Annotated in this window: 18 protein-coding genes; 11 read left to right on the top strand and 7 right to left on the bottom strand. The window is 42.3% G+C overall.

Annotated features, from left to right (window positions below; genetic code table 11):
• Positions 1 to 2 precede the first annotated feature (2 nt).
• The 6 genes from gldM to ACNURT_RS05515 form a co-directional block, all read right to left on the bottom strand.
• Positions 3 to 1,505: a gliding motility protein GldM gene (gldM, locus tag ACNURT_RS05540; RefSeq protein WP_419700890.1), complete on the bottom strand. Its 1,503-nt coding sequence runs from the start codon at positions 1,503 to 1,505 to the stop codon at positions 3 to 5.
• A 39-nt stretch (positions 1,506 to 1,544) separates the two neighbouring features.
• Positions 1,545 to 2,345 carry a gliding motility protein GldL gene (gene gldL / locus ACNURT_RS05535; RefSeq protein ID WP_419700889.1) on the bottom strand — a complete coding sequence of 267 codons (801 nt, stop codon included), beginning with the start codon at positions 2,343 to 2,345 and terminating at the stop codon, positions 1,545 to 1,547.
• 47 nt (positions 2,346 to 2,392) lie between these two features.
• The gene (locus ACNURT_RS05530; protein WP_370994838.1) at positions 2,393 to 3,712 is read right to left on the bottom strand and encodes an SUMF1/EgtB/PvdO family nonheme iron enzyme; all 1,320 of its coding nucleotides are present in this window, start codon (positions 3,710 to 3,712) and stop codon (positions 2,393 to 2,395) included.
• A gap of 255 nt (positions 3,713 to 3,967) precedes the next feature.
• Complete coding sequence (locus ACNURT_RS05525) at positions 3,968 to 4,732, bottom strand: uroporphyrinogen-III synthase (protein ID WP_076376218.1); 765 nt, start codon at positions 4,730 to 4,732, stop codon at positions 3,968 to 3,970.
• 13 nt (positions 4,733 to 4,745) lie between these two features.
• On the bottom strand, positions 4,746 to 5,732 hold the full coding sequence (locus tag ACNURT_RS05520) for a DUF4271 domain-containing protein (protein WP_419700888.1): 987 nt from the start codon (positions 5,730 to 5,732) through the stop codon (positions 4,746 to 4,748).
• A 106-nt stretch (positions 5,733 to 5,838) separates the two neighbouring features.
• Positions 5,839 to 6,552, bottom strand: a complete 714-nt coding sequence (locus tag ACNURT_RS05515) for a hypothetical protein (protein WP_419700887.1) — start codon at positions 6,550 to 6,552, stop codon at positions 5,839 to 5,841.
• Between the two features lie 203 nt (positions 6,553 to 6,755).
• Between ACNURT_RS05515 and ACNURT_RS05510 the strand changes: the two genes are divergently transcribed.
• The 4 genes from ACNURT_RS05510 to ACNURT_RS05495 all read left to right on the top strand — a co-directional run bounded on the left by ACNURT_RS05510 (position 6,756) and on the right by ACNURT_RS05495 (position 13,450).
• A complete protein-coding gene (locus tag ACNURT_RS05510; RefSeq protein WP_419700886.1) occupies positions 6,756 to 7,319 on the top strand; it encodes a hypothetical protein in 564 nt (187 codons plus the stop codon).
• 202 nt (positions 7,320 to 7,521) lie between these two features.
• Positions 7,522 to 9,762, top strand: coding sequence for a CRTAC1 family protein (locus tag ACNURT_RS05505; RefSeq protein WP_419700885.1), 2,241 nt, complete (start codon positions 7,522 to 7,524; stop codon positions 9,760 to 9,762).
• A 102-nt stretch (positions 9,763 to 9,864) separates the two neighbouring features.
• On the top strand, positions 9,865 to 10,242 hold the full coding sequence (locus ACNURT_RS05500) for a hypothetical protein (RefSeq protein ID WP_419700884.1): 378 nt from the start codon (positions 9,865 to 9,867) through the stop codon (positions 10,240 to 10,242).
• A gap of 259 nt (positions 10,243 to 10,501) precedes the next feature.
• The gene (locus tag ACNURT_RS05495; protein WP_419700883.1) at positions 10,502 to 13,450 is read left to right on the top strand and encodes an endopygalactorunase; all 2,949 of its coding nucleotides are present in this window, start codon (positions 10,502 to 10,504) and stop codon (positions 13,448 to 13,450) included.
• A 351-nt stretch (positions 13,451 to 13,801) separates the two neighbouring features.
• On the opposite strand, the gene ACNURT_RS05490 is transcribed toward ACNURT_RS05495, so the two are convergent.
• Positions 13,802 to 14,413: an FMN-dependent NADH-azoreductase gene (locus tag ACNURT_RS05490; protein ID WP_419700882.1), complete on the bottom strand. Its 612-nt coding sequence runs from the start codon at positions 14,411 to 14,413 to the stop codon at positions 13,802 to 13,804.
• A 497-nt stretch (positions 14,414 to 14,910) separates the two neighbouring features.
• On the opposite strand from ACNURT_RS05490, the gene ACNURT_RS05485 reads away from it, so the two are divergent.
• The 7 genes from ACNURT_RS05485 to ACNURT_RS05455 all read left to right on the top strand — a co-directional run bounded on the left by ACNURT_RS05485 (position 14,911) and on the right by ACNURT_RS05455 (position 22,136).
• Positions 14,911 to 15,345: a hypothetical protein gene (locus ACNURT_RS05485; RefSeq protein WP_419700881.1), complete on the top strand. Its 435-nt coding sequence runs from the start codon at positions 14,911 to 14,913 to the stop codon at positions 15,343 to 15,345.
• Between the two features lie 49 nt (positions 15,346 to 15,394).
• On the top strand, positions 15,395 to 15,988 hold the full coding sequence (locus ACNURT_RS05480) for a penicillin-binding protein activator LpoB (protein ID WP_370994847.1): 594 nt from the start codon (positions 15,395 to 15,397) through the stop codon (positions 15,986 to 15,988).
• 179 nt (positions 15,989 to 16,167) lie between these two features.
• Positions 16,168 to 17,598, top strand: a complete 1,431-nt coding sequence (locus tag ACNURT_RS05475) for a COG3014 family protein (RefSeq protein WP_419700880.1) — start codon at positions 16,168 to 16,170, stop codon at positions 17,596 to 17,598.
• Positions 17,599 to 18,214: 616 nt separating this feature from the next.
• Positions 18,215 to 18,637, top strand: a complete 423-nt coding sequence (locus tag ACNURT_RS05470) for a DUF1801 domain-containing protein (protein ID WP_419700879.1) — start codon at positions 18,215 to 18,217, stop codon at positions 18,635 to 18,637.
• A 114-nt stretch (positions 18,638 to 18,751) separates the two neighbouring features.
• Entirely contained in the window at positions 18,752 to 19,153 is a 402-nt protein-coding gene (locus ACNURT_RS05465) for a hypothetical protein (RefSeq protein ID WP_419700878.1), read from the top strand.
• A 121-nt stretch (positions 19,154 to 19,274) separates the two neighbouring features.
• On the top strand, positions 19,275 to 19,790 hold the full coding sequence (locus tag ACNURT_RS05460) for a DUF3347 domain-containing protein (RefSeq protein WP_419700877.1): 516 nt from the start codon (positions 19,275 to 19,277) through the stop codon (positions 19,788 to 19,790).
• Between the two features lie 15 nt (positions 19,791 to 19,805).
• Entirely contained in the window at positions 19,806 to 22,136 is a 2,331-nt protein-coding gene (locus tag ACNURT_RS05455) for a multicopper oxidase domain-containing protein (protein WP_419700876.1), read from the top strand.
• The last annotated feature ends 42 nt before the right edge of the window (positions 22,137 to 22,178 follow it).

The following is a 22,178-nucleotide window of genomic DNA, read 5'->3' as shown; positions in this document are numbered from 1 at the left end:
CTTTAATTTGCGGATATTACAATCGGGTCAAGTCCTCTCGGTGTTCCATCAGGGCCAACTGCAACAATATCCTTAAATACAACAGTAGTACCCGGTGTAACGGTATTCATCGCCGCACGCATAGCACTTGTTAACTCGCCGCCGCCAGAACTTGAATATATAATGGCATCTTGCCGGGGCTTTACAACAAGCAGTGTAAAACGCGTTACGTTAAATTTAGCATCAAAGTCAAAATTCTCCAATTTGGCAAATACCCTGTCCTGCGCCCTTAAGTTTGCAGCACTGGTATTACCGCCGCTTTTGCCAGCAAATTGTGGTTTAGGATCAGGGATGCGTTTTACACGAAATACAGATGTACCTAAAACCATACCTTTTTCGCCGGTAACAGTAGCTTTTACTTCCCCTACACTGCTTACTCTGGCTGTATAATGACCGCCGCTACCGCTAACAGAAGCTCCGGGAATGCTGATATTAATACTTGATGTAGGTACACCCGGCGCCGATACCGAAAGCGGGTTGGATACACCTATATATAATACGTTCATTTTATCGGGCGATACCACTGCCGATGGTTTGGCTACCATATAAGTAGCTGAAATAGGATATACTTTGGGCGGACCCTCTACCTGTTTCACAGACAAACTACCTGTCCAGGTATGTAATCCTTCGCCACTTGCAGTAGTAGTATAAGTACCTACACCATTTGCTGTAGGTATGGCTGATCCACCTACCGTAATGGCAGGGTTTGAATTTTGATCATACGCGGTTAAGTAAATCTCTGCCTTATATTGCTGACCAGCCAAAACATAACTGCTTGGCGCTACTGCAACCGCCTTAAACTGGTTTAAAGTTACTTGCGCCTGATCAATTTTACCTAATATCTTTTTCACCACTTCATTCTCCGCATTTTTGTTATCAGCCTGGATCTTTGCCAACGTAGTTAAAGCTGCTCCCAAGGGAATACCATCGCCGAAATAAGCTTGTTGCCAGGATTTTTTACCCGGGTCAATCGCGTTCAAAGAAAAATTAACCCCGGCAGCATCCTTACCTAATATTTGTAGCAGGCGTGCCCTGGTAGCTTCAATTTTTTCTTTTAGTACGTCAGCTTTTTTAGCGTTGATCATTACTTCGGGCGATATATCAAGACTTTCTCTTGCATCTACGTCGCCAGTTTCTGTATTGATATTTCCGCCCCTTTTTATTAATTCGGCTTTTAACTCTTCAATATATCCATTTAATTCATCGGCCGCCTTGCTTGCCTCTTTAGCCTGGGTTTCCAACTGGCGGGCCTTCTCAGGCTGTTCTTTTCCTTTGGTTGCCTCAAATGCTGAATATGTGCTCTGCAAACTGGTAGTTACATTTTTGCGCGACTGGTCTAAACTACTTGTAATGTTCTTAAACGCGTCTAACAAGCTATCCGGTACATTCAGGGCTATTAAGCCTAAGAGTACCAGGTATAGTATGCCTATCATTCGCTGTCTTGGGGTTTCCTTACCTCCGGCCATCTATATAAATATTAGCTTGTAAAAAATCTATTAATTATATTAACTAACACGTGGCTGGTTCATTGCAGTAAGCATATTGCCATACACCGAATTTAACGATGCCAGGTTTTTTGCTAAACGCCCCACTTCTTCCTTAAACTGTTTCGAATCATCCAAAGATTCATTGAAGTTGTTCATGGTTAAAGACAGGTTTTTATAAAAGTTGTTCATTGATTTTAAATGAGCGCTTGAATCCTGCAGTTCCAATTCATAAACAGCATTCAGTTCAGACAGGTTACGTCCTAATTTGGTTACCTGCTCATGATATGCCTTTGAATCAACATTGGAATTGGCCAATTCCGATAAATTGGCTGATGCTTTATCAAAAGCGTTGCTCAGCTTATCATAACTTGCAGATGCTGTTTTTACTTTATCGGTAAAAGCAATAGTAGCCTCACCGGCATCAGTTACTCTTGATATAGCGGCAACTTTATCGCCAAAAGTTCTTAAACCATCGCCCAGACTGCGTACCAGATCCGGACCGATCTTAGCATCCTCCAGCATTTTATCCAAAGCCTGAGTATTAGATGAATTACTTATCACCGGTCTGGTGGTTGCTTTTGGCAATTCCCCGCTAAATTCTTCGCTTAATTCAGGGTAAACACGTACCCAGTCAATATCCTTATCTTCTCTCTGGAAACCTAATAAGAAGAATAGGAAAGCTTCCATACCTAATCCTACGGTTATAAAAGTAGATGCCATTGGCCAGTGTTGTATTTTAAATAACAAGCCGATGATCACTACTGTAGCTCCCCATGATATCACATTTCCTATTCCATAAGGTTTTTTCTTCCCTGCCATAATAATTCAGAAATAATTTGTGTAGATGTTTATTAATTAGTTTTTGTTTATCGTTTGTCTTTAATATCGCGGCCCAAATAATCAGTTACGCAACGGAAACCAATGTATGATTTCGCGGTGTCCTGATATTCATAGGTGCGGGTCGCATTTTGAAGAAAATATCCGATATCTTTCCATGATCCGCCGCGTACAACTTTACGTTTTAATACTTCCGGATCTGTTGATTTAGCTTCGTAATTAAATGTAGGCGCAAGGTCGTGCACAAATGATGATGCCGACTCATCATATGTTGACGATGTCCACTCGGCTACGTTACCGGCCATGTTATACAGGCCATAATCATTAGGAAAATACGAGCGAACGTTTACCGTATAAGCGCCGCCATCATCCGTATAATTACCACGGCCAGGCTTAAAGTTAGCCAGCAAACAGCCTTTAGCATTTTTAATGTAAGGGCCGCCCCATGGATAGTCGGTACCTATCCTGCCGCCCCGCGCGGCATATTCAAATTGAGCCTCGGAAGGCAAACTGTATGGTAAGCGGTGCGGTAAGCGGCGTGAATCTTTATAAGCATCGTTATAACGGGTACGCCATACGGTGTATGCCCGCGCCTGCCTCCAGGTTACGCCAACTACAGGATAATTGCGGAAAGCCGGGTGCGAAAAATAACCTTCAACCATAGGCTCATTGGCCGCGTATGAAAAATCGCTCAGCCATACCAGGGTATCCGGATAAACGGCTACGGTATCGCGCAAAATGAAATCAGAACGTCTTTTGGTTTTATCGTTTTTATAATTGGCCGCATCACGCAGTACCATAATAGAGTAGTTATACTTTAATATACGTACATCTATTTCATTGCGGTCAAACACGCGGTCGTCGCCCTGATAATACATGCCCTGTAATTTTGAAGCATTACCGGCCTGACCTTTTTTATTACTCCAAACAGGATTCTTTTTTACATAATCCCAGTTAATGAATTTTTTGCCATTATTATTATTGGCATTGGCGCCTGCGCCTTTGGGCTGGATGTAATATTTATTATCGTTAGCGTAATTGGTAATGGCGATGGAATCGCGAACCCAGTAAACAAACTGTTTGTACTGGCTGTTGGTGGTTTCGGTTTGATCCATGAAGAAAGGAGCAATGGTAACCTGCTTGGTTTGCGCTATCTGCGCAAAGGTTACATCCTGATCGGTTTGTCCCATCAGGAAGGTTCCGCCGGGTATATAAACCATACCATAAGGCACTTCGGACCTGAATGAACGTTGTGGGATACCGGTAACCTCCCCTCTATCGCCTCCTTTGCTGCAACCGCTCAAAAACCCACCCGCCAAAACAACTATTAAAAAGTAGATATGCTTCATTTTTAAACAAATTCAGTTATATAAACTATAACATTATGAGCCCCCCGAATATATTAAAAATTTGCGCTAACAAACCCAAAAAACATTTTTTTAACCTAAAATAAAGTCAACAAACGTTCTCCGCGCTATTTTAACGACAAATTATTGCATTGTAAAGGAGCAAAAATCTAATCACAATAATGTGAATTAGTTGGCATTAATACGCTAACATTTCACAAAAAGTTGCAATAGGGGTCAATAAATTTCTAAAATTATTTATTTGTTTACCAGCTTAACATATTGCTCAATAGCCATGGTCATGGATGGGGCAGCTGGGGTTGGTGCCGGAATATCCAGGATCAGACCTGCTTCGAGCACTGCTTTGTGCGTGGTTGCACCAAAAGCAGCTATACGGGTATTATTTTGTTTAAAATCAGGAAAGTTTTTATATAACGACTGGATGCTTGACGGGCTAAAAAACGCAATCACATCGTAGAATACATCGGCCAGATCTGAAAGATCACTGCAAACGGTACGGAATAATACGGCTGGCGTAAAGTTATAACCGTTCTCTAACAAAAAGCGTTGTGTTTCTTCTGCCGCCACATCTGAGCATGGGTAAAGGAATTTTTCGGCCGAATGTTTCTTGAGCACTTCTGCCAGGTCGGCAGCAGTTTGTTTGCCAAAAAATATCTTACGCTTGCGGTATTGAATATATTTTTGCAGATAAAGCGCTATGGTTTCAGAAAGACAGAAATATTTCATTTCTACCGGCACCTCAAAGCGCATTTCTTCGCAAATACGAAAAAAATGGTCGGCCGAGTTACGGCTGGTAAAAATAACCGCGGTAAAATCGCTCAGGTTTATTTTTTCCTTTCTGAAATCTTTTGCAGGAACGCCTTCAACGTGAATGAATGATCTGAAGTCAATTTTCAGGTTTAGCTTTTTAGCCAGTTCTGCATACGGATTCTTATCGTTTTCGGGTTTTGATAAAGTAACTAATATACTTTTAACCTTTTTCTTTCTGTCTTCCAAGTCAATTCGTTTAAACTACCTAAATTCTAATATTCAATGCCTTTATCAAAATCAAAACGGGGCAAATTTCGAGGGCACAAAGATACGTAAATAAATAAAACTTATGAAATCGAAAAGTAGAAATTATATTTACGCTGCTCCGGAGGTACTGCCATATAAATATGACTACTGTTATTATCAATGTTACATCAAGCAACGCCGGCACATACCGGCTGGTTAATAGGCTAAAACAAATTACAACCGGTAAAAATATAAACGCTAAATTAAAGTAGGTAAGATGCAATATATTCAGGTATTCGCTTACCAGGCGGTTTATATCAAAAACAAATCCTAAAAATTTAAGGGCCAAAAACTTCAAGGCGAATAAAACGATGATGATAACCGTTAACGACACATATAAACGCGTACCGCTCACTACATAATAAACACTTTTGTAGGCCGCCAACTGGTACAGGAACAAACCGCAGGTTAAACAAAACAATAAAAAAAGGCCCAAAAAAGCCCATGAACTCACAAAACCTTCTTCTTTACCTGCCTGTGAAAGTACGCGTTTACTATAAAACGATTGCAGCACATAGGTCACATCCTTATTTAAGCCGATGTTAAGGGCGGCCGTATATAAAAGTAAGCCAACAATAACAATAACTATCCAGGGATCGCGCAGCGGGCGGTTGTGCCCATCCCTCACCAAACCCTTTGACTTGGAAGGCATATCTAAAAATCCATATCCTTTATATATGTATGAAGCATGGGCCAGCAAACTATCGGTAAACTCCCTTGTAGTTGCAGAATCGGGCGCGTGTATATATCGGAAGGCTATAGAATCGGCTACAAAGATCTTTCGGGCATGCATGGCTGCTGCCACAGAGTCGAGCACTGAGGTACCGGTTCTGCGGGTAATTGCTGGTCTGCGCGTGCTATTACCCGTAATTACCGAGTCCTGTTGAGCAAACACAGCCGAACAGCTCCATAATAAAAGCAGGAAACACCAGGTAGTTAAACGCATTTAAAAAGCAAAATATAAAGCCCGTTAATTTTGCTGCAAATTTATTGTAATAATTGGTTGTTTTATAACCCCTTTATAATTAAGCGGGCGTATACTCCATAAAACTTTACTTAACGGGCACGCCGGTAGCAGCCCAAAACACAAGATATCCGGCAGCACCCTTTTTGACTCTGATATGCAGTAAGATCCGTCGTGGATCGGGGTAAATGTTCAGGGCGTCAATATTATGATGGTTGGGCTCTGCCATGTTATTTTTATTATCCCATTTGCCCAGGTCATGCACTACATAACTTAAACAGGTGTCGCGGGCAATAATGTCATTGTAATAATCGGGCAGCCAGCAATTTTTTATGGCTGTCCCGTCCTGGTAGGTTAATTCTATTTCTAATTGCGATCCCCCTTCGGCACTGGTGACGCTCAGATACATGCCCATATACTTTTTAGGCGGTACATTAAATCCAAAACCACCTTCGCCCGAAACAAAACGGGTCTGGTAACCTGTACCATCGTTATTTTTATAATGCAGCGCAATCGACGGATGTTCGGGTGTTGCTTCTATCCTTGAGTTATCCGGCAGCGCGTTTGCAACTTTATCCTTATTAAACAAGGCCGCCGCCATCGTAAGATAACCATCGCCTTGTCCATCACCGTCGATGCCTTTGCTCCAGGTTACCAATTTGCCATGAGTAAGCGTAGTTACCGGTCGGGCATTTAACAGGGTATCAATATTGATCTGTATCTCGCGGCCGGGCCGCTGACCGTATACCCGAAACACCATCGGGATATAAAATATGATCAATAAAGTTATTTTAGGTTTCATTCAGGCATGTAATGAATATATAAATATACTTTAAAATATGGATCTGATCACTTAATTTAATCGGCATTTTAATCAGATCCATATATCATTTCCTTTATAGCGGTCCTATATAAGCACATAATTATCAATAAAATACCGGTTATTAGGAATAACTTTAATAAAAAAACTTATTTTTATATTTTACCAATTGAGCCTGTTGATCTTTGAAGAAGAAAATTGCCATACTCATACTTTTTATACACCTTTTTAATATTGGTGGGCAATTGGCATTACATCAATATTTAGTTTATAAAACTGACAAATTATTCAACGAACAGATACGTAAAGGCCTTTACAATGTAGAAGATCTGACAGAAGTAGCTATTCCTGTTAATTTACCGGGTATTAGAAATTGGAGCCGTTTTGCAAATATAAGCGGACAAATTCAGTTCGAAAACACCAATTATAACTATGTAAAAATGAGGCTTACACAGAATGTCATGTACTTAATGTGCATTCCTAACTATGAAACCACTCATTTATCGTCCGAAAATATTCTCAAAGCGAAGGGCATACAGGGAGAATCAATTCCCCAGAAAGGCCATGTACCATTCGGTAAATCCGTTTTACAGGATAACCTGAATTTTTGCTTTGTACAATTTGATTTCTATTGCCCTGTAAAAAGCCTGCCTCAAAATATTGAACAGCCTGTTCAACAATTGATCTATCAACAGAAAGATATTCCGGAGCAACCTCCTAAAAAGAATGCAGTGCGTTTCCTTATCTAATTCCATTCTCATTTGTCACATCAATTAAAGCTGTATCTGCCGGGACATTAATACGTTTCGCTCAGATATACATATGACGCAAATTGAAACATGGAGTTATTTAATGAGGAATGCCAAAGCCCCTGTGCATTAACCGAATATGAATAATACATATCTGTAATAAGGTATGCCTTAACAGATACCTCCAGGTAAACCAATAAACATGATGAAAAAATTAATGATCTGTGGATTAGTTGCCCTATTACTTGGCACTATAATCATAGCATTCCGTCAGGATTCGCCACATGATGAAATGATCCGGATACTTCAAAAAATTAATAAACAAAATAACAATACCGGTCACCCCTTTAATCAGGAGGCCAAAATCGCTTTTTGTGATTCTTTGCTTAAAAAATCAGGCAATAGCCAAAACCAATATCTTTTAGCTTCAAAAGCGTCCCTTTTACTCAAGGCCGGTAAAGAAGAGCAATCAGTAAAGATCTATGAAAACTTGTTGTACCATATGGATTTTATGCTGGGCGATAACATGTTGCCAGATTTAGGCATAGCCTATATGCGGTTAGGGGAGCGCAATAACTGTATGCTTAACCACAACGGGTCTTCCTGTATTTATCCCATTAAAGATGAAGGTGTTCATCAAATACAAACCGGTTCTAAAAAAGCGATTGAAATTTATAAAACCATTTTAAAAAATAAGCCGGATGATCTTGAATCCCGGTGGTTAATCAATATTGCCTACATGACCATGGGCCAATATCCGCAAAAAGTACCCAAACAATTACTGATACCTAATTTAAATCCGGATACCGGTAACCAGGTAAAGCCATTTCGGGATATGGCCGGCAGCCTGGGGCTTAATATCAATGGCAGGGCCGGAGGCGTTATTGTTGATGATTTTAACAACGATGGTTATCTCGACATTATCACATCGGGATGGGACCTGAGCGACCCTATGCACTATTTTCAAAATAACAAAGATGGCACTTTTAGTGATCGTTCTGAACAAAGCGGTTTAAAAGGCATAACCGGGGGCTTAAATATTCAGCAAACGGATTATAACAATGATGGCTATACAGACATTTTTGTTTTGAGAGGTGCCTGGCTTACCAAAGGCTTTGGCAATCAGCCAAGCTCCTTGTTGCGCAATAATGGCGATGGTACTTTTACTGATGTAACCATACCCAGTGGTCTCCTCTTTTTTCATCCAACTCAAACTGCCACCTGGGCCGATTTTAATAACGATGGCTGGTTGGATGTATTTGTAGGCACAGAAAGTTCAACCAATCCTTATGATCCAAACGCATCCGCCTGTGCCATGTATATCAATAATCACGACGGAACATTCACCAATATTTCTGCAGCGGCCCATTGTAATATCAGCGCGTTTATAAAAGGTGTTACTTCAGCCGACTATGATAATGACGGATGGCCCGATATATTCATTTCAACTATGGATGGCAAAAAGTTTTTACTTCGAAATAAAGGAATAGCCGGCCCTAATGTCGATTTTGAAGATGTTACCGTGAAAGCCGGGATAGATAAAAATCAAGAAAGAACATTTACTACCTGGTTTTATGATTATAATAATGACGGCTGGCAAGACATTATGGTGGCCGACTACCAGTTTGATCGCGCCCTGGCATACTATAGCGCCGCTGAGGCATTGGGTTCGCCGGTTCCCGGAGCCGGTAATATTTTCCTGTATAAAAATAATCACGATGGTACGTTTACAGATGTAACTAAAGATGCCGGCCTAAATAAAGTGGTTTATAGCATGGGAGGAAATTTTGGCGATATTGATAATGACGGATATCCTGATATGTATTTTGGCACAGGCAATCCCGATTTCAAATCACTGGTGCCCAATAAATTTTTCAGAAATATTGAGGGGAAAAGATTTGCTGATATTACCACATCTTCACGTACAGGTAACCTTCAGAAAGGACATGGCGTAGCTTTTGCCGACCTCAGGAATACTGGCAACCAGGACATATTTATTGAAATGGGAGGTGCCTACATCGGTGATTCCTATACCAGCTCATTATATATGAATCCGGGTGTAAGCAATAATAATTGGATAAGTTTAAAGTTAAATGGCGTTAAGGCAAATAAAGCAGCTATAGGCAGCCACATTAAATTAACTTTTACCGAAAATGGAGCTAAACGGAGTGTTTATAAAGATGTAAATTCAGGCGGAAGTTTTGGCTCTTCGCCTTTGCGGCAGGAAATGGGTATAGGACGGGCCAAACTGATAGATGATGTTGAAATTAAGTGGGCAGGCAGTAATACTGTGCAGCATTTTAAAAATGTTATGCCCAATCAATTCCTACAGATCACTGAGGGTGATGATTATTATCAAACCATTCCGTTGAGTAAATTAACCTTTATAGATAAACAGCATGGAGCACCGGTTTGTATGCCAATGACCGCCAAAATGAATTAAGGTCCTATTTTAAAAAACAACCAGTGGTATTACAGCTTTTATATATTGTTAAAATAGATTACATTTAGATAAATAATTGACCATCAACTCTAATTTTAAGCCATGAGAAATTTTTTATTAGCCTGCTTCATCCTTGTTGGAATAACAACGGCAAGCAATGCCCAAAACCACCCGGGAACCAATAGTCCGGCCGAAAAAGCTAAGGAGCTGCAAAAACAGCTTAAGCTCAATAATGCGCAAACCACTAAGATTGAAAAAATATACGAGGAGTCTTCCAAAAAGTTTGATAAGATCAAGACAGATGCGCATGGCGATAATAACAAAATGTTAACTGCTATAAAACCTCTTCGCACGGCTACCATAACCAAAATAAAAGCCGTTTTAACTGCTAAACAAGCAGTAAAGTATGATAAGCTGATAAAAGAGTCAAAAAATACCGGAGGTAGTGGCTGGGGCGATGGATGGAGCGCGCCTAATTAAGGTATGATCTCATTTTCAATAACAGCAAAGTCTCATCAAATTGATGAGACTTTGCTGTTATATACCTAATTACAGGCATCAATTATAAAGCACTTTATGGTGTTCAGGTAAATTTATGTTTAGATCTATTGAGAATGTCAAAATAGATGAATAGTTAGTCAATAATTGATAGGCGCACTGTTGCAATTTCCTATTTATTTGTATAGCTGATTTCGCCCCGGTCAGCCTCTCTTTCCCCAAACTATTTGATATTGATAATATGATCAGGTTATTTGCAATAAAATCCGCGTTTCTTTTGTATTTTGTGCTGTCGGCAATAGTTGTAAAAAGTCAAACACAACGGGCGGGCACCCATATAGCTTTTGGTAAAAACGCCCGGAACATCGCACGGATAACTAACGATTCACTGGTGCTCATCAGCGGTACTACTTACCTGTTTACGGTGGATACGCCCGAAGATCAGGGTCTCATCTCCACCAAAGTAAGCGTAAATGATTTGCCAGGGCAATTAGCATCCGATGGCTCTGCTCAACACTATACCATCATCGATAAAGCTGGCATAACAAAAACCAGTGGCGATATACAAACCGGCGATAAGCTCGTAGTAACATCAAGGGGTATACCAACCAAAGTTTATTATATTGCTGTTAAACCCATGGCGCTGAGCGGGCAGTTAAGTTTAGATAATCCATCCATAACCGCCAATACCCGCCGCGATATCGTATTATCTTTCACAGCGGGACAACGCAGCCCGGATGCAACCATAAAAGTTTATATCCCCGCCGGCATTACCGTTACTATGGACAACACAACAGTAAACGTTATAGGCCGGGGCGATGTAAAGCTAAGTGGCCTCGCAACGCAATCCATCGGGAGGGTGGGTACCAAGTACTCTTACGCTAAAGTTGGCGATGTAACTATTTCCGGATCTTCGGGCAGTGGATCGGTCATCACCTTCAGCCATCTCGACCTGAGGCCAGCAAACGGCGCCGATCTTAAACTCAGGATCAGCGGTGTGAATCTTAAAAAAGCCGGGAGATATCTGTTCAAAGCGGTGTACAGTACGTCTAAACCGGAAGTATTAACAAGTCCGGGCACCGGTCCCGAAACGGCAGTATTGACCGCCACCCGCACCATCTCTGATCTGGAACGGTTACCTGATACAACCATGAGCTATCGTGAAATACCGACGATGTATACAACAGCTTATTTTAAATGGGGAAAAGGCGGTAATGCATCCGGACTGCAATTAATGCAATCTGCAGATAAAGGCAAAACATGGTCGACGGCAAGAGCCAAAATCGACACTAAAGCAGCCACCGCATCGGCTTGGGGCCTGGCTCCCAATACATTGTACACCTTTAAACTGAGCGTTAAAAATGGTATACAAAAAGGTTATTCCAACGCCGTTTGGTTTTACTCGGGCAAAATGGATATCAAGTCTTTTGGCGTTACCGGCAGCGGCGCCGATGATACCGAAAACATCAACAAGGCCATCGCCTATATCAATCAGCTGGGCGGCGGCACCCTGTTATTTAGCCAGGGTACTTACATGGTACGCACCGTTCACCTGCTAAGCAATGTTTTCCTGTGCCTGGAAAAAGACGCCATCATCAAAGCCCTGAAAGGCGGTGACGCACCGGAATCAACCTGGTTTAGCGACCGTAAATACCGCTCGGGTCTTTCCCCTACTGATGCCGGCCCTTATGCCGACCCGGAAAACTATATGACCAAGCAGGATGTGGGTCACCATTATTTTAAAAACGCCATGTTCTCTGGCGAACGGCTCGACAATGTAAAAATTATTGGCAATGGCCAGATCAACGGGAACGGCAGCCTGGTTAACGGCGACGGCGTAATGAAAAACGCGCCAGATAATCGTTGCGATAAGCTATTTTCACTCAAACTATGTACCCATGTTGAAATTGGCGGCATCTATCACCCAGAAGATCTGTGGTATGATGAAACTAAAGATGAACCTTATTATATAGGCAGCAATGGCACAAAAGTATTCGACAGTGATAACATGCTCAAGCTCGATCGTTCGGGGCATTTTGCCTTATTGGCTACCGGTACCGATGGCATCAACATCCACGATACTTATATCTGCAAAAACAATCAAACCAACGTGCGCGATGTGTATGATTTTATGGAGTGTAACAATGTAAGGGTGACCAACATTTTTTCTCGGGTTAGCTCCGATGATGTGGTAAAACCCGGCTCCGATTGTTCGCTGGGCTTTACCCGTCCGGCCAGTAATTACCTGGTACGCAACATTATTGGCGATACCAATTGCAACCTCATCCAGTTAGGCTCCGAAACTGCGGATGACATTACGCAGGTTTACGTAGATAATATTTATGTGCTGGGCGCCAATAAAGCCGGGTTTTCCATATCCACCAACGATGGCGGACATGTAAAAGATATTTACCTTAACAGCGGCCGAACCGGCCCTATTCGTGAGCGTTCCAAAATGTACCGGGCCACCACGCCATTTTTTATATCCATATCTAATCGCGGGCGGGTTATCGGCGCCGAAGCCGGCAGATATGTATTTACCGAAAACGGCAAAAAGCATGATGAGCTGCTGATTAAAAACGTAAACATTGGCCTGGTTGAAAACATTAACCTCAAAGGCCTGGATGTGTATGAAGTTTATGGTGGCAGTTCATACGGTGGCAAAAAGAAGCCTTACGATGGCTCCCAACGCAAGGCCACCCCGATCATTGCCGGCTACAAGCTGCCCGATAATGCCGATGTTACCGGCGGGCTGGATTTTAAACTTCCCAATGGTTTGCATACGGGCTATATTAAAAATGTAGTTTTTGATGATGTCAATTTCCTGGTAAAAGGTGGCAACCCTTTAGCCGATACAGCCAGCGCTCCGGCTGAACTGGGCGTAGGGCAATATAATGTAGCCGATTTGAAGATCCAGCCCTCCTACGGACTTTGGGCCAGGCATGTGAAAGATATCTCCATCAATAATTGCACCTTTAATTATGAAAAACGCGACAACCGCTATGTCCTGTTTTTTGATGACGTGATCGGTGCCAGCATCAGCGGTATAAAAATGGTACGAGCGCAGGATAACCCTAAGGTTATAGGCACAAAAAAAGCTCAAAATATACAGGTTCTCAACTCAGTATATTATAACGATATCTGGGGAAATGCGCCGGTAACGCTTACGTCGCAGATTGATCATAACTAAATGGGCCAATATCCCGAGCTCTTGCCTTATTAAAGAATAAATTTGTCATGCTGAACGGAGTGAAGCATCTTCTTCGTCAAGACATATTGAAGAAGATCCTTCGTTCCTCAGGATGACAGCCCCTATAAAAAATGGTTGTCATTTCGATAGAGCATGGGAGGGTATGAGCGTTGCGCGAAAGAGAAATCTTCTGCGTAATACAAAGTTTCAATTGCGAATCTCAGAAGATTTCTCCTCGTACCTCGTTCGAAATGACAACCTTTTTATTTCTTTCTTTCTTAAAAACTCACGTAGTTGAGCTTGTGGTCGGTGTTATCACCGCACCACCTCTAAGAGTCTACTCCAGTATAGTTAATAAGCATATTCCTCAACAGCACCCAATGCTTTAGGCAAAGCGGTTTCTTTGGTTTCGCCTCTGAAATGTCCTTCCACACGGAAAGTGGTGATGTTTGTCAAACCAATTAAACCAAGAACGGTTCTCAGGTATGGCTCTGTAAAATCGTAACTTTTCAAGGGGCCGTCAGAAAATACCCCGCCCGAAGCGATAGTCAGGTAAACTTTTTTGTTTTTTACAAGACCTTCTGGCATACCACCTTCCTGATAGTTAAAAGTAACACCAGCTCTAACAATATGGTCTATCCATGATTTTAATGTAGACGGGATCCCAAAATTATACATCGGCACGCCAATTATAATGATATCAGCATTGTTAAGCTCACGTATCGCTTCATCAGAGTGTTTAACAGCCTCGCGGTGCTCAGGTGTACGTGCTTCTTCTGGTGTATAAAACGCGGTGAACTTTGATGCTTCCAGATGAGGGAATGGATTTCTGGTCAGATCGTGCGTCTGTACAGTACTGCCGGGATAAGTGGCGGTCAGTTTTTCCAATATAGCGCCAGATAGTTTATTGCTGTAGGATTCGTTCCCTTTAACACTCGAAATGATATTCAATATCTTTTTCATTGTTTCTTTATTTTTTTGTTTGGTCAAAGGTATTTACTATAACTATGTAAAGGATACTACTATACTAAAGGATAGCAATATGCTTTAGTATAGTAGTAAGCAAATTTTGATGAAATAGTATGGAGTATAGCCAACTCACCCGGTCTACGCTTCGCTGGACCACCCTCTCTGCGGCTTTGCCGCAAAGAGGGTAAAGAAAAAAGAAAGGAAACCCCTCTATGCGCGAAGCGGAGAGAGGGGTGACGAGTGCAGCGAAGTCGGGGTGAGTCGATACCAGGGCGTTTCAACCAAATTTATTTGCAACCCCATTAATCCATTCCCTACAATTTAAGTCTGATAGGAAAAGCATATCTCCATCAAAATGGCAGAGCCGCTTTTTTATTCGTTTATATATGATCGTTATAGTTAAAAAACGTTAAATAAATGACTGTACGTCAACTTTATGTAGGTACAAGCGATTTGTTTTTACTTATTTTTGCTACATCAAATTTAAAGTCATGCAAAGGAAATTAATTATCATTGCCAGCTTACTGATAGGTTGTTTTTACAGCGGCGTAGTACACGCCCAACAAACAACCGCTTTAGAACCTGATCAAAATCCCAGATATCTGGAAAGTCAGTATAAATATATGCGTGGCGCCGACAGCTTGAACAGCCTGCACGGCACTACTGTTCAAAACACTTATAAAGCTTACGATTGGTACGAGGCCAGACTGGAACGCCGCAGGCAAAACCGCGAATGGCGCCATGAAGAACGGATGAATGGTTATGATTATAGCCCATCATGGAGCCTTTATGGCGGTTACTCATACCCCTACAGTAATTGGGGCTGGAATAGCGGCTGGGGCGGTAGCTGGGGCAACCGTTGGGGTGGCCACCGTGGTGGCGGCTGGGGCGGACGTACCAGCGTTGGAATAGGATTTGGCTGGTAACAATTTACATAAAATACAATCTTACTATATAAAACCCCGAACAATACACATGAAATTCAACAAAATTATAGCAGTTGCTGCCCTTGCAGTTTCAGGAATGTTAGTAGCCTCATGCTCCAGACAAGTAACACGTGTTAGTACAGACGAAACTATCGATATCAGCGGTAACTGGAACAACAGCGACTCGAGATTAGTAGCAGCCGATCTTACCGATAAAATATTAAATGCCAACTGGATCAATACACACCAGCAAGAGCATCAGGGTAAAAGACCGGTAGTTATTGTGGGCTTTGTTCAAAACAAAAGCCACGAGCATATTGATGCCGAAACCTTTGTAAAAGATGTAGAAAGCGCCTTTATACAAACCCAAAAAGTACGTTTGGTACAGGGCGGCAAGAAACGTGAAGAGCTGCGTGCCGAAAAAGAAGATCAGCAAACCAACGCTACCGTTTCAAGCATGAAAAAATTCGGTTTGGAAAATGGTGCCGATTATATACTGCAAGGTTCTATCAACTCCATTGTTGATGCGCACAAACGCCAAAAAGTAGTTTACTACCAGGTAAACCTGGAACTGACCAACATCCAAACCAACGAAGTAGTTTGGATAGGCGAAAAGAAAATAGCCAAATACGTAAAAAACTAATATAAGACGGAGCAAGGACTTTTTGGAATAAGGAGCAAGGACTTTTTGATTAAGGATAAAAGGAACAAGGATAGAAAGAGCAAAGAAAATCCTTACTCCTTATTCCATAAATCTTTACTCGAATAAAAAGATCCTTGCTCTTTGCTCCTTCTATCCTTGCTCCTGAACTCTTATAAATAATGATAAACCTCCGCAAGTATATTCTCCTGGCATCATCTGTTATAGGATTGATGCTTTTTTTGTCGGGCTGCGCATCTTATAATGACCGTATTCTTCCGTATTATAAAAATGTTTCGGCCGGGAATTACAAAGCGGCCGAGACTGAGCTGGACAAAAACAGCCTGATCCAAAAACCCCGTAACCGGCTCCTTTACCTGATGGAAAAAGGAAGGATAAGTCAGCTGAACGGAGAATATAAGAACAGCAACCAATATTTTAATGAGGCCGACTCGATGCTGGAGCATGGCCTTACCAGTGCGGCAGATGAGGCTGTTGGAGCATTGGTAAACCCCATGACGCAACGCTATAAAGGTGAGGATTTTGAGAAATTCATGATCCATTATTACAAGGCGCTCAATTACATGTACCTGCACAATACGGAGGATGCCATTGTAGAAGCCAGGCGCATTAGTCTGCAGGCACAGGTACAAGGCGATAAATTTAACAATAAGGATAGCCGTTACTCAAACGACGCGTTTTCGCTCATGCTGCAGGGCATGTTGTATGAAAGCAATAACGATGTTAATAACGCATTTATATCTTACCGTAACGCGGCCGAGCTGTACCTGAAAAACCCCGATAAAACCTATTACGGTACTACTATGCCGCTTGGCCTGCAGCAGGATGTGATCCGCACGGCCATGCTTAATGGTTTTACTACAGAGGCAGATCAATTTGAAACAACCTTCGGTATCAGCAATTATGTACTGCCCAAACCCAGCGAAGGCGGCGAGCTGATCCTTTTTTGGGAAAACGGCCTTGCACCGGTTAAAACCCAGGTCGATTTATTTTTCAGCCTGATCCGGAACAACAACGGCGACCTTTTCTTTACCGATGCAGCCGGTGGTTTAGTAATCCCTTTCAATTATAGCGGCGACAGGAACAAAGTAAACACCAAATCGGTAGAAAGCCTGCGTGTAGCCTGGCCAAAATACGTGGCCCAAACCCCGTATTACTCGGGTGCGGTAATTACCAATAACCAGCAGCAGATCCCACTTGAAAAAGCCGAGGATATCAATGAGCTGGCCTTTAAAACCCTACAGCAACGTACCTTAAACGAGATGGGCAAGGTACTTTCCAGGCTGGCTGTAAAAAAGATAGCAGAATATTCGGTACGTGCCGCCGCTAAAGATAACAATGGCAATACCAACTCCTTATTGCAAGGCATAGGTTATGGCATACAGCTGTACAGCCTGCTCTCTGAAAAAGCCGATACCCGCAATTGGCAAACCCTGCCATCATACATTTCATACGCGCGCATTCCACTGCAAAAAGGCGAAAACCAGATCAGTCTTACCTTAAAAAACAGCCACGGCGCCGACGAAACAAAAACAATCAAAGTAAACGGCACCGGCCGGCTCCAGTTTTATAATTATTCTTCATTAAGATAAAAAGGTTTTAAACCGGATTTGACTCACTCCCATCTACGCTTCGCTGGATCGCCCTCTCTTCACCTGCGGTGGAAAGAAAAGCATTCTTTCTCAGCACGTCATTGTGAGGTACGAAGCAAATCTCTACACAGGAAGATTAAGATGATACGTCACTCGCCCTGTAAAGCATAGAGATTGCTTCGTACCGCAATAACGCGTTTTTTATTTATCTCCCACCCGTCCCATCTTATTGCAAATTCCAAGCATTTTTTGTATCTTTAAGTATATTCAATCACCAGCCCTGCTTACTTGAAAATTGTAAGCAGGGCTGTTTGGTTAAAGAGAAAAAAGGTCTCAAAATTCCACCGATTGACATGTGGTTATTTGATTATCAATCAAATTAATCTTTTTAAATCCTAAAAATCGTGTCAAAAATTTGTTAAAAAGTGTTAAAATAGATAGTTATGAATGAGTTTTGAGCAGTTTTCGGTTCATTTCCACCCCGTTTTTGATAAGAAAAGTGTTAAAATCAAGGTTTAAAAAGTCACACGCGCACTATATGCTGTTTGAATTTTATAATTATCTTTAATTAACTTGTATCCATCTCAGGAACCTGTCACTTTCAACCTGTCAAACCATGGCCGAAAACAAAACTAAAGAAACCACCGCCAGTGTAACCGAATTTCTGAATGCGGTAGCGGATGAAACTAAGCGCAAGGATAGCTTCAGGCTGGCACAGATCATGGAAGAACAAACTGGCCTGAAAGCCAAAATGTGGGGACCCGCTATTGTAGGCTTTGGCAGCTGCCATTACAGATATGAGAGCGGTCGCGAGGGCGATATGCCGCTGGTCGCTTTCTCTCCACGTAAGGCTGAAATCAGCCTCTACCTGATGCAGGAGCCTGCGGAAAAAGAAAAGCTACTCGCGAAACTCGGCAGGCACAAAACCGGGAAAGGCTGTACCTACATCAAAAAACTGGAAGATATTAATGAGGGGGTACTCCGGCAAATGATCACTTCTACGATAGACTATATCAAAGCGAAATATGGCCCTCAGTAATGGTTATTGCCTTTAGTTCCCTTAGCTAAGTGCTTTTTATTGACCAAAATTTTATAAATGGTACATGAAATTTTATAAAACATATCCGTTATAATGCTTTAACTTTATTGCTGGATGAAAAGAGCCGCCGTTTTAAGCATAGCAACATTTTACCTGTTACTCACCACAGGGATGTTCGTATGCCTGGTACATTGTACCGGCCAAAGCTTAATCGGCAACCAAATGGCTATGCAGGCCATGAATCACAAAACAGCTCATCATCATAAACACAATTCCAAAAACGATGATTGCGACTGCTGCAAAAAGCATGGCAATTATGTGATCAAAGAAAATATAAAACCAGCAGGGGTTGATGTTCAAGCGTCATTGGTAGCTATTGTTACCAGACCATTTCAGCCAATCCCGGCTGCTACACATTACCTTGTTTTAAATACATTTAAGCTAAGTTTAGGTAAGGCCCCACCGGGTTTATCGGGCAAAGCGATAGCCATACAACAACGTTCTCTCCAAATCTGATAAAGTAATTCTGTTTTTAAGCCGGGCAATATAATGCCCTGTCATTTGACAGCTATATGGTTACTAACTGTCAATCAACGATATAACCATCAAAAAATTAATTACTTTAATCATAAAAATCATGAGAACGTTAAAATCCTTCATAATACTTTTAACCATACTGATCACTTATTCAACCGTAAAAGCCCAGGATAAAACAGCCAATACCGCTGTAAATAATGTATTAAGCGCTTACCTGGACGTTAAGAATGCCCTTACTGCCGATAATAATGTGCAAACCAAAGCTAAGGCCAAAGACCTATTAACCGCCATTGCCGCTATGCCCATGGATAAGTTAACTGCCGATCAGTATAAACTATGGATGACCTATGCCGAGAAACTGGAATTTGACAGTCGCCATATCAGCGAGAGCGATGCCATTGATCACCAACGCGAACATTTCACCAGTTTATCTAAAAACATGTATGCCGTAGTTAAAGGCCTTAAACTGAACACCAATACGGTTTATGAGCAATACTGCCCTATGAAAAAGGCCACCTGGCTGAGCGAAAACAATATCATTAAAAATCCATACTACGGAAAGCAAATGCTAACCTGTGGTAAAACAACAGAAACGCTGACTCCGGCTGCCAAATAACAAACAGGCTTTTTTATGAAGACTTACCTTTTAATATGGGTAAATCTGTTCCTGGCGGCTACTGCTTTCGGTCAGCATCACCTATCTATGAAAATGGATCAGGGTGCCGGCGTTAAGCGGGAGCCTTTCTATACCAAAATAGGCAACAGGGAGATTTACCATTTATATATAGGCGATACCACGGTAAATTACACCGGTAAGGCCAGGCCCGCAATGGCCATCAACGGATCGATACCGGCTCCTACCCTTACCTTTACCGAGGGTGATACTGCCGAGATATATGTGCATAATAACATGATGATGGAAACATCCATCCACTGGCATGGGCTGATACTGCCTAACCGGTATGATGGGGTTTCTTACCTCACCACATCACCTGTAAAGGCTGGTGAAACTCACTTTTATAAATTTCCCCTGGTACAGCATGGCACTTACTGGTACCACTCGCACACCATGACCCAGCAGCAAAGCGGGATGTATGGCGCTTTTATCATTCATGAAAAGCAATCATCATCCATTAAGGATTATACCTTGTTACTGAGCGATTGGACAGATGATAATCCCGAGCAAGTGCAACGCCTGCTGCATAACGCTACCGATTGGTATGCCATACGCAAAGGCAGCACACAGAACTATGCTGAGGCTATTAAAGAAGGTCAGTTTAAAACCAAAATTACCAACGAATGGAAGCGAATGACAGCCATGGATGTGAGCGATGTATTCTACGATCGTTTTTTCAGCAATGGCAAAGCGGAGAGCACTGCGCCGCAGTTTAAAGCCGGCGACCAGGTAAGGCTGCACGTGGTTAACGGCAGTTCATCAACCTATTTCTGGCTTAATTATGCGGGTGGTAAGATCACCGTAGTAGCCAATGATGGCGAAGATGTGGAACCTGTAAAGGTTGACCGCCTGATCATCGCTACCGCCGAAACCTATGATGTGGTGGTCACCATCCCCAAAGATGGCAGCTATGAATTTTTAGCTACTCCCGAAGATCGAACCAAATATACTTCGCTTTGGCTGGGTTCGGGTACACAGCATAAAGCCAAGCATCTATCGCGCCTGAAATATTTTGAGGGCATGAAAATGATGAACGGGATGATGGATATGCAAGGCAACATGAAAGAGATGGATGGCATGACCATGACCAACCAGGTGATGGATATGAACACGGTGATATATCCAGAAATCACCGGGGATGCGGAAAAATCTGCTGGTCAAAAGAAGAAGAAAGCCAACAAAATGGGTGGTATGGACATGAGTGGCAATAAATCAGCTGACAAAGACATGGGCAACATGAATATAGATGGCATGGACATGAGCGGTAGTTCCTCTGATATTGTGACTCTGAACTATGGTATGCTACGATCAACCAAGGTAACTACACTACCCGAAGGGCCAACCAAACTACTTCGGTTTGATCTTACTGGCAATATGAACCGTTACGTGTGGACGATCAATAACAAAACCGTTTCTGAGTCGGACAAGATCCTGATTAAAAAGGGCGAAAACGTGCGCATCATCCTGTACAACAATACCATGATGCGGCACCCTATGCACCTGCATGGGCATTACTTCAGGGTATTGAACGGCCAGGGCGATCATTCTCCCTTAAAAAATACATTGGATATTATGCCGATGGAAAGGGACACCATTGAATTCAGGGCAAGCGAAAGCGGCGACTGGTTTTTCCACTGCCACATCCTTTACCATATGATGAGTGGTATGGGACGTATATTCAGTTATGAAAATTCACCGCCCAATCCCGAGATCCCTGATCCGGCAGCAGCCATCAAAAAGATCTATGCGGATGATCAGCATTTTTATGCATCGGCAAAAGTCGGGTTGGAAAGCAATGGCAGCGATGGTACCGCTGCACTGGCTAATACCCGCTGGAAGTTTTCGACCCTGTGGCATCTTGGCTTGCATGATCATGATGGCTATGAAAGTGAAACCATGCTCGGCCGGTATTTTGGCCGTATGCAATGGCTATACGCTTATAGTGGTTTTGATTATCATTACAAGAAAGAAAGTGGAGGGCCTGAAAAGAACCTGTTCGGTCAGGTAAGCAATAAAAATAACCGCAAAACAGTAGTTGCCGGTTTAGCTTATACCCTGCCCATGCTGATAGTAGCCGATGCCCGTATTGATGGTAATGGCAAGCTAAGATTTCAACTTAGCAGGGATGATATACCGCTTACCAGCCGCCTGCGTTTTACCTTTATGGGTAATACGGATAAGGAATACGCGGCAGGGTTCAGGTATATTTTTACCCGCAATTTTTCACTCTCCAGTCATTATGATAGCGACATGGGTTGGGGGGGAGGCTTAACGCTTACCTATTAACTTGTTAAAAAGACCCATGTAATGCGTCTCTACAAAATATTT

The sequence above is a fragment of the Mucilaginibacter sp. NFX135 genome (assembly GCF_048565145.1).
Classification (GTDB): domain Bacteria; phylum Bacteroidota; class Bacteroidia; order Sphingobacteriales; family Sphingobacteriaceae; genus Mucilaginibacter.
The sequence above is the reverse complement of the archived record's forward strand: the minus strand, read 5'-3'. Positions and strand labels throughout refer to the sequence as shown.